Raw genomic sequence first — 6,280 nt, 5'->3', positions numbered from 1 at the left:
GACCGATAAACGCAACAGACAAATGCGAGACAACGTTAATAAAGCTGCTAGATTTATAGTTAACTGGTGCTTAAGTAATGACGTTATTACAGTTGTATTTGGTTGGAACAAGCGCAATAAAGACAGCATCAATATTGGAAAAAAGAACAATCAACAGTTTGTTCAGATACCTACTGCTAAATTAAAAATTCGAATAGAACAGTTATGTATTGAGTATGGTATCAAATTCCTTGAGACTGAAGAAAGTTACACCAGTAAAGCTAGCTTTTTAGATCGTGATTTCCTACCTGTGCTCGGCGCAAAACCTGTTCGCGAAGCGTGCCCTTCGGGCTTGGGGTGGGCAGCAAGCGGAAAGAGAGTGAAGCGTGGACTTTATCGGTCTGCAAAAGGTGAATTGATTAACGCAGATTGCAACGGAGCTTGCAATATTTTAAGAAAAGTAGCGACACAGCTAGGGAGATCCCTAGCCGAGGTCGGTAGAGCAGATTTGAACCTGCCACAACGATATAGATTAGACTCATTGTCTAGATCCTATCGTGAAGCGTCACGTTCGCGAAGCGAGTCCAAAGGACTCAGCGTGGTTTCAACCCGCAAAGTGACATCCGCTTAGAATCTACGCTTTTCAAAACGTAGAGAGTTCAACCAATTACCAGTCACTGCTGATTAAGTTTTTTAGTTTACCTAAGGGTCGTTTGAACCCTTAGGTCGCGCGTCGATCAACTTTCCTACCCTAATCAAGGACTAGATTATCAAAGGGTTTTTTATCCTAATTATCGCGAAACATTTAAACAACAAATCTACCTTGGAGTGTTTAGCTTTATCCCAAGGCTTCGCTCCTTTTTTTTTTATAATTAAATAAGCATTCAAATCGACTAACAACCAATGGAAAATCTTAAAGTCGAAGCTCAGCTCTCCTACGACCAGTTACTTAGAGCTGTTGAACAACTGAGTTTATCTGAACTGGAGAAAGTTGGAGCATACATCATATCCCTTCAGGCACAACGCAAAGCCCCCAGCCTTTCTTCAGATCAGGCTAGGTTGCTAATTACTATTAATCAAGGTGTACCAGCAGACATTCAAAACCGCTACGATGAACTGATTCAAAAACGAAAAATGGAGACGCTGACAGCTGAGCAGTATAAAGAACTTTTGGCTTTAAGTGATCAAGTGGAAACTATCGAAGCTAAACGTGTCGAAGCCATGGCAGAATTAGCTCGTTTACGTCAAATATCCTTAAGCACCCTCATGGCAGATTTGGATATTCATCTCCCTGGTAATGTCTGATAAATCAATTAAAGCAAAACATAGACAAGCAGTTGAATCACGAGCTCAAGAATGTTGTGAATATTGTCGGAGCCAAGCTCGCTTTGGCCCCCAATCTTTTTCGATCGAACATATCCAACGTCTAAGTCGAGATGTAAAAACTGAACTCGATAACTTAGCCCTAGCCTGAGGTGCGAAAAATAATTAGATTTTGCAAAACTATCTAAAATCCTACTGGTTTAATTGGGGACTTTATTCACCATTAAAATTAGTCCTTACTTATTTAGCACTACAAAAAAAATAATACCATAAAATATAAATTTTTCCTAAAGCATAACTAGTTAGAGTTACCACTGGCATACAATCGTAGACTGATTTATCTATTTGATGCTTCTAGCTGATAACTAGACCGAGAGTGCTCAACGGAAAAATCCTGCCAAGTTGTCTGGACAGTTCCATATATTGAGTGTAAACTGAAACACAAAACCCATACTGTAGTAAAATTAACAGTTATTCTAAAATTATGCTCAGCTATTATCAGCAATCTAACACCCTTAACAGCATAGGTGCGCTTGACCTTGGCGAATTAAATTCGCCAAGGTCAAGCCCACCTAAGGAACCGATCTACCACTAGAGGTGATAAGCGTGCAATCCCAAGTAATCTCAACAACCCCAGCTTCATCAACTACCCCCACTCGCCGCACAGGAGCATTTGCTCTAATGGATAGTCTCCACCGTCACGGTGTGACCCATATCTTCGGCTATCCCGGTGGAGCAATTCTACCGATATATGACGAACTCTATCACTGGGAAGATGCTGGTAAAATACAGCACATCCTAGTCCGACACGAGCAAGGAGCATCCCACGCTGCTGATGGTTATGCCCGTGCTACTGGCAAAGTCGGTGTGTGTTTTGCCACATCTGGTCCGGGAGCCACTAACCTAGTTACCGGTATAGCTACCGCTCACATGGACTCAATTCCTCTAATTTGTGTAACCGGTCAAGTCGCCCGTCCTGCCATTGGTTCTGATGCCTTCCAGGAAACCGATATCTTTGGGATTACTTTGCCCGTTGTCAAACACTCTTATGTGGTGCGTGACCCTGCTGATATGGCGCGGATTGTTGCCGAAGCTTTCCACATCGCTAGCACCGGACGTCCTGGACCAGTCCTGATTGACGTACCCAAAGACGTGGGTTTAGAGGAATGTGACTACGTACCTGTGGAAGCTAATCAACTCAAGTTGGTGGGCTATCGTCCAACAGTAAAGGGCAATCCCCGCCAAATTAACCAAGCCCTAAATTTAATTCGGCAAGCACGACGACCACTGCTTTACGTTGGTGGCGGAACCATTGCTGCTGGTGCCCATGATGAACTGCGCCAACTGGCAGAAATCTTCCAAATTCCGGTAACGACCACGTTGATGGGTAAGGGAGCATTTGATGAATCCCATCCCCTATCGGTAAAAATGCTGGGGATGCATGGCACTGCCTATGCTAACTTTGCCGTTAGTGAGTGTGACTTACTGATTGCTGTAGGGACGCGGTTTGATGACCGGGTGACCGGGAAACTGGATCAGTTTGCCTGTCATGCTCAAGTGATTCACATCGACATTGATCCCGCTGAGGTGGGTAAAAACCGCTCTCCCCAAGTACCGATTGTAGGGGATGTGCGCCGGGTTTTGCAATATATGTTGCGCCGTTACCAGGAAATGAATATCTCAGCAGAACCTAATCAAACCCAGGAGTGGCTAGCACGGATTAACCGTTGGCGTGAGGACTATCCCTTGCAGGTGCCTCAATACCCCGATAGTTTATCTCCCCAAGAAGTGATTGTAGAGGTAGGGCGTCAAGCACCTAAAGCTTACTATACCACGGATGTCGGTCAACATCAGATGTGGGCAGCGCAATTTCTTAATAATGGACCGCGCCAGTGGATTTCCAGTGGGGGATTGGGAACTATGGGCTATGGCATGCCAGCAGCCATGGGAGTCCAGGTAGCATTACCCGATCAGCAAGTGATTTGTATTGCTGGTGATGCGAGTATCCAGATGAATATTCAGGAACTGGGTACCCTCGCCCAATATGGCATCAATGTTAAGACCGTGATTATTAACAACGGTTGGCAGGGAATGGTGCGTCAGTGGCAACAAGCGTTCTTTGGGCAGCGTTATTCCTCTTCAAATATGGAAGTCGGGATGCCGGATTTTGTGCAACTGGCTCAGGCTTACGGGGTTAAGGGCATGATAGTTACTAGTCGGGATCAACTACAGGATGCGATCGCACAAATGCTAGCCTACGATGGTCCTGTGTTGTTAGATGTTCATGTAACCAAAGACGAGAATTGTTACCCAATGGTAGCCCCTGGTAAGAGTAATGCCCAAATGATCGGTTTACCAGAAAAACCATTACTCAAGAATGCTACGGAGCTAATCTATTGCAGTAACTGTGGTGCCAAGAATGTAGCAAGTAACAATTTTTGTCCTGAGTGCGGCACCAAGCTTTAATATTGTGTACCTAAGGATTTGACATTGCTGATCAATGGCATGATTTAGGCTAATCGGTCATGGATAATAGTAATGGATAGTAATGGTTAATTGGTACTTAACCATTTACTAATTACCCAACTATAGTTAATATCATTCCTTAGTTCAGCAAAACTGATAATTTCTCATTTAACCTTACTTACTTCGCTCACCAGCGGAGTATTTTTTTTGGCAAGTATCGTCAGTTTAATCCTACTTATCGGTAAGCATTCAGCTGATAGCTGATAGCTGATAGCTGATAGCTGATAGCTGATAGCTGATAGCTGATAGCTGATAGCTGATAGCTGATAGCTGATAGCTGATAGCTTACCTCATACCTAATCCTAAATTACCTGCCAGATTGGTCATCGTTGAGTGTAATCATACATAAGTTAGACATTCGTATACGTTATCCCATACATTAGTCTTCGATAATCATAACATAAGCAACCTATTATCAATTACCAAAAGGTAATATTTATTGTTTGCAGGCATTGCTAAGAATTGGAATAACTAAAAATCACTCTATAGTCAACATTAATTCAAACGCTTATTGCTATTGTATATGATTAATACTAAGATAGTTCGGAATGGACTAGCTCTCCTAGCTAGTAGCTTATTATTCACACCCAGTCCTGGTTTGGCTAGCTCTCCTCGTCAGGGGCAAGTTGAAAATAAATTAATCGCAGCAGCACAGTATTTAAGAGACCGGGATTACATGCCAACTCATCGACCGGTAGTCAATAGACTTTCCCGAAACCAAGTCTATGCATTTACCCTGGATCTAGAAGCTGGTAAATCTTATACCTTAGTAAGTTTTTGTGATGATGCTTGTCTCGATATTGACCTAGGTCTGTATGATAACAATGGCCAAACCGTTGACTATGATACTGACTATGGTCAATATCCGATTGTTCAAGTTACCCCTCGCGGCAGTGGAAAATTTATGGTTAAAGTGGGTATGCCCCACTGTGTAAGCTCTTCATGCTATTACGGGGTGGGCATATTCGCGAAATAGATCAAGAGGATTGATCTTCCTTCCCATTTTGAAAAATTCATGCTATTATAATATGTGGTTCGGATCGACGCGATCGCAACGCCCAAACCTTGTCAGGACCGGAAGGTAGCAGCAATAAGGGATGCTTACGATAGGCGTGGACTCCGAGCCACTCTCGTAGCCACAACAAATAGCCACAACACATAGCCACAAAACCATACACTTCGCTGCAGTTGTCGGTAAATTCAGGTTTTGTAGCTTCTGGTATCACAAGAATCGAGGAAAGTAGTGGAAGAAAACACTACTCAGAAGCGACGCATCCCTCTTTTATCTTGTGTTACCCCTTCCATGCTCTCTGCTCCCTGCTCCCTGTGCCAGACTTTTGATCTAGCATAACCAGTACGGAATAACCTCTAATTCGACATAACCTCGATAATTTCAGTATCTGAAATCATGTCACCATTATGAACTAAATCCTGATGATTGTTGGAATTTAAGGTAACCGTGATTTCATTTCTACCAGGTTCAAGCTTGCCAATATAGTACCAATTGCTGTAAATCCTGGTAATTTTTTGGCCATTGATGAATAGATGGGCATGTCCTTCTCCTGGTTGATGGGCTTTGCTAGCATTCTTGGGAGAAAATTGGAAGTTAGAAACCTTTATTTCTAAATTCCATCCCGTCATCGGATCTGGATACACCACTATGTCAACATCTGGAACAGGTTGACCAGAAGGAATTTCCATTGTGCCATGATGATGACCCATACCTTCACCATGGTTACTACTGCTGCCGACCTTGTGATTATGGTGATTATGCTCCATCTCTTTATTATGCTCATTACTGGTTTCGGTTTTATGACCATGGAGCTGAGCATGGGTCTGTTCAGAATCTAGATCGTCTTGGCTAGCCATTCCACAACCACTACCAAGTAAGCTGATAGTTAGCAAACTGGCTGATGCTAATTTTAAAATAGTTCTAAGTGCTGAAAATACTGCTAACTGCTGAGGGGTTAGTAGGATTTCTTTGGGTAGGTAAGTTAATAAGGTCTTGCTCATCCGATCGACAATTGTTGTTTCTACCATGGACTTTGCTAAATTGCCCATGGTATTTTATATTAGGTCAGGTAAATTTTCAAAAGACAAGCTGTAAAACCTAGTAATTAGTTAGGTAAGCAGTCAGGGGTCAGCGGTGAGCTAAAAGCTCACGCTACGCGAACAGCAGTCAGATGAAAATAAACCCGGGAGAATTTAATATTGATAGATTAATGATAAGTGAAAGTATGGATAAAAGTCCTTGGCCATAGGCCACGCTAGGCCGTGTTTTCAAAGTTTTCCGCAAGATTTAGATCCCCCCCAACCCCCCTTAATAAGGGGGGAGCCATTCTCAAAGTCCCCCTTTTTTAAGGGGGATTTAGGGGGATCTCCGAGTTTGAAAACACGCCCTAGTACCAGTTAGCTGAAATATAGTAAAAACAGAAAGTTTTTGAGCTATCCT

At 42.9% G+C, this 6,280-nt stretch carries 6 protein-coding genes and 1 other RNA gene; 6 read left to right on the top strand and 1 reads right to left on the bottom strand.

The window, feature by feature from the left end; all coding sequences use genetic code 11:
• From F6K37_RS29930 to ffs, 6 genes are all read left to right on the top strand, one after another.
• The coding region (locus tag F6K37_RS29930; RefSeq protein ID WP_287254117.1) for an IS200/IS605 family accessory protein TnpB-related protein at positions 1-610 on the top strand (610 nt) is incomplete at its 5' end.
• A 272-nt stretch (positions 611-882) separates the two neighbouring features.
• Entirely contained in the window at positions 883-1,284 is a 402-nt protein-coding gene (locus tag F6K37_RS29925; RefSeq protein WP_009149953.1) for a hypothetical protein, read from the top strand.
• A complete protein-coding gene (locus F6K37_RS29920) occupies positions 1,277-1,453 on the top strand; it encodes an HNH endonuclease (protein ID WP_009149955.1) in 177 nt (58 codons plus the stop codon). The genes F6K37_RS29925 and F6K37_RS29920 overlap by 8 nt, the downstream gene beginning before the upstream one ends.
• A 455-nt stretch (positions 1,454-1,908) precedes the next feature.
• On the top strand, positions 1,909-3,768 hold the full coding sequence (ilvB, locus tag F6K37_RS29915) for a biosynthetic-type acetolactate synthase large subunit (RefSeq protein ID WP_009149959.1): 1,860 nt from the start codon (positions 1,909-1,911) through the stop codon (positions 3,766-3,768).
• Between the two features lie 583 nt (positions 3,769-4,351).
• Positions 4,352-4,804, top strand: coding sequence for a hypothetical protein (locus tag F6K37_RS29910; RefSeq protein ID WP_009149960.1), 453 nt, complete (start codon positions 4,352-4,354; stop codon positions 4,802-4,804).
• Positions 4,805-4,860: 56 nt separating this feature from the next.
• Positions 4,861-4,957, top strand: an RNA gene (gene ffs, locus F6K37_RS29905) — signal recognition particle sRNA small type.
• Between the two features lie 239 nt (positions 4,958-5,196).
• Here ffs and F6K37_RS29900 read toward each other — a convergent pair.
• A complete protein-coding gene (locus F6K37_RS29900; protein ID WP_009149962.1) occupies positions 5,197-5,889 on the bottom strand; it encodes a hypothetical protein in 693 nt (230 codons plus the stop codon).
• Positions 5,890-6,280 lie beyond the last annotated feature (391 nt).

It is taken from the genome of Moorena sp. SIO4E2, assembly GCF_010671945.1.
Classification (GTDB): domain Bacteria; phylum Cyanobacteriota; class Cyanobacteriia; order Cyanobacteriales; family Coleofasciculaceae; genus Moorena; species Moorena producens.
This window is presented reverse-complemented; position numbering and strand designations above follow the sequence as displayed.

Excerpts from the sequence above, each read along its gene's own strand:
- F6K37_RS29925 (WP_009149953.1), top strand. The coding sequence starts at position 883 with ATGGAAAATCTTAAAGTCGAAGCTCAGCTCTCCTACGACCAGTTACTT.
- F6K37_RS29920 (WP_009149955.1), top strand. The coding sequence starts at position 1,277 with ATGTCTGATAAATCAATTAAAGCAAAACATAGACAAGCAGTTGAATCA.
- F6K37_RS29900 (WP_009149962.1), bottom strand. The coding sequence starts at position 5,889 with ATGGGCAATTTAGCAAAGTCCATGGTAGAAACAACAATTGTCGATCGG.
- F6K37_RS29910 (WP_009149960.1), top strand. The coding sequence starts at position 4,352 with ATGATTAATACTAAGATAGTTCGGAATGGACTAGCTCTCCTAGCTAGT.